At 67.8% G+C, this 2146-nt stretch carries 4 protein-coding genes; all 4 read left to right on the top strand.

What is annotated here, in order from left to right:
- Positions 1-9: 9 nt before the first annotated feature.
- From ABYX71_RS11680 to ABYX71_RS11665, 4 genes are read left to right on the top strand one after another with little or no spacing between them, the layout of a single operon-like run.
- Positions 10-171, top strand: a complete 162-nt coding sequence (locus ABYX71_RS11680) for a hypothetical protein (RefSeq protein ID WP_372696667.1) — start codon at positions 10-12, stop codon at positions 169-171.
- Positions 168-449 (top strand): hypothetical protein, encoded by a 282-nt coding sequence (locus tag ABYX71_RS11675; RefSeq protein WP_372696666.1) that lies wholly within the window; start codon positions 168-170, stop codon positions 447-449. The genes ABYX71_RS11680 and ABYX71_RS11675 overlap by 4 nt, the downstream gene beginning before the upstream one ends.
- A gap of 1 nt (position 450) precedes the next feature.
- The gene (locus ABYX71_RS11670; RefSeq protein ID WP_372696665.1) at positions 451-1266 is read left to right on the top strand and encodes an AmmeMemoRadiSam system protein B; all 816 of its coding nucleotides are present in this window, start codon (positions 451-453) and stop codon (positions 1264-1266) included.
- A 33-nt stretch (positions 1267-1299) separates the two neighbouring features.
- Positions 1300-2124, top strand: coding sequence for an alpha/beta fold hydrolase (locus ABYX71_RS11665; protein ID WP_372696664.1), 825 nt, complete (start codon positions 1300-1302; stop codon positions 2122-2124).
- Positions 2125-2146: the final 22 nt, after the last annotated feature.

The following is a 2146-nucleotide window of genomic DNA, read 5'->3' as shown; positions in this document are numbered from 1 at the left end:
GACGACGACCTGTGGGCTCGCGAGGCCATGCAGGGCTTCTATGCCGACGACTGGGGCTGGCTCGAGGAGCAGCTGTTCGAGCAGGACCGCAACCTGCTCGAGTGGCGACGCCTGGCCAGCCGCTGCCAGCGCGGCATCCAGACCCTGGCCCACGTGCAGGGTGGCGCATGAGCACGGCCGACCAGGCCCGGCGGCTGAACCTGCTGGTCGAACGGCTGGTGCACGAACCGCCGCTGCGCGAGCGCTACCTGACCGACCGCGACGCGGTGCTGGCGGAATCCGGCATCGATCCGGCCAACACGCCGGCGCTGGCCAGCGGCGACATCGAGGCGCTCGGCGCGCTCGGCATGCATCCCATCCTGCAGATGCACTACCAGCTGGTCCTGAAACCCCACATGGCGGCGCACATGACCGTGCGCCACTACCCCGAACTGTCGGAGGACAGCTGACATGGGCAGCATCGCCGCCGCCGCCGCCACCTCGCACGTGGTGATGGATCCCACCGACGTCCGGACCCAGGCCGGGCGTGTGATCGACGGCTTCAAGCAGATTGCCGCCGAGGTCGCGCGCACGCGGCCCGACCTGCTGCTGTACATCACCTCCGACCACATGGTGAACCTCGGCTACCGGCTGCAACCGAGCTTCGCGCTGGGCTGCGCCGACAGCTACACGCCGCTGGGCGACATGCAGATTCCGCGCCAGCCGATGGCCGGCGCCGGCGCCTTCGCCGACGCCCTGCTGCGGCACATGGACCAGGCCGGCTTCGACCTGGCCCGGGCCGAGTCGCTGGACCCGGATCACGGCATCGCGCTGCCGCTGCGCATCATCAACCCCGGCGGGCGCATCCCGGTGGCACCGCTGCTGGTCAACATCAACCGCACGCCGCCGCCGTCACCGGCACGCTGCTACGCGCTCGGCCAGGCCGTCGGCGCCTACATCCGCAGCGCCGCCTGCACACAGCGGGTGGCCGTGATCGGCGCCGGCGGCCTGTCGCACTGGATTGCCACCCCGGGCATGGGCCACGTCAACGCCGAGTTCGACCAGCGGGTGCTGAGCCTGCTGAGCGGGGGCCAGGCGGCGGAAATCGCCACCTGGAGCACCGACTACATCCTCGAGAACGCCGGCAACGGCGGCCTCGAAATCATGTGCTGGCTGGCCATGGCCGGCACCGTGGCCGGCGCCACCGGCCACACCCTCTACTACGAGCCGATCGCCAGCTGGTTCACCGGCATGGGCGCCATGGCGATGGACCTCGCCGCGGCCTGAGATTTCCCCACCATCACACACCAGGAGCAGGTGATGAACGAAGCGCAGTACGAAAAGAAATACATCGATGTCAACGGCATCAAGACCTGTTACATCGAGGAGGGCAGCGGCGAGCCGCTGATCCTGATCCACGGTGGGGGCGCCGGCGCCAACGGCTACGGCAACTGGTTCGGCTGCCTGCCGCTGTTCGGCAAGCACTTCCGCACCATCGCCGTGGACATGGTCGGCTTCGGCAACTCCGACAGCCCTGACCCGGCCACCTTCGAGTACTCGCAAAAAAACCGCTACGACCACATCGCCGGCTTCATCAAGGCGCTCGGCTACGAGAAGGCGAGCCTGGTCGGCAACTCCATGGGCGGTGCCACCGCCATGGGCGTGGCGGTCGACCACCCGCAGCTGGTCGACAAGCTGGTGCTCATGGGCACCGCCGGCCTGAACGCCGAGATCACCCCGGCCCTGCAGCCGGTGCTCGGCTACGACTACACGCCGGACGGCATGATCCGGCTGATCAAGACCCTGGCCAACGACAAGTTCGAGATCACCGACGAAATGGTCCAGTACCGCTGGAACAACTCGGTCGATCCCAAGAACAAGACCTCCTACGCCGCCACCATGGACTGGGTGCGCAAGCAGGGCGGGCTGTTCTATCCGGAAGAGTTCATCGCCCGCGTCAGCCAGCCGACCTTCGTGGTCAACGGCAAGGACGACCTGGTGGTGCCGCTGGACATCGCCTACCGCTTCCTGGAGCTGATCGACAACTCCTGGGGCTACATCGTCCCCCACTGCGGCCACTGGGCCATGATCGAGTACCCGGAAGACTTCAGCGCGGCGGTCACCAGCTTTGTCAAGTCGCACTGACGTCATGGCCCGCGTCACCGGT

It is taken from the genome of Immundisolibacter sp. (assembly GCF_041625615.1).
GTDB lineage: Bacteria > Pseudomonadota > Gammaproteobacteria > Immundisolibacterales > Immundisolibacteraceae > Immundisolibacter.
This window is presented reverse-complemented; position numbering and strand designations above follow the sequence as displayed.

Coding starts and splice junctions, on each gene's coding strand:
- ABYX71_RS11675 (WP_372696666.1), top strand. CDS start 168: ATGAGCACGGCCGACCAGGCCCGGCGGCTGAACCTGCTGGTCGAACGG.
- ABYX71_RS11670 (WP_372696665.1), top strand. CDS start 451: ATGGGCAGCATCGCCGCCGCCGCCGCCACCTCGCACGTGGTGATGGAT.
- ABYX71_RS11665 (WP_372696664.1), top strand. CDS start 1,300: ATGAACGAAGCGCAGTACGAAAAGAAATACATCGATGTCAACGGCATC.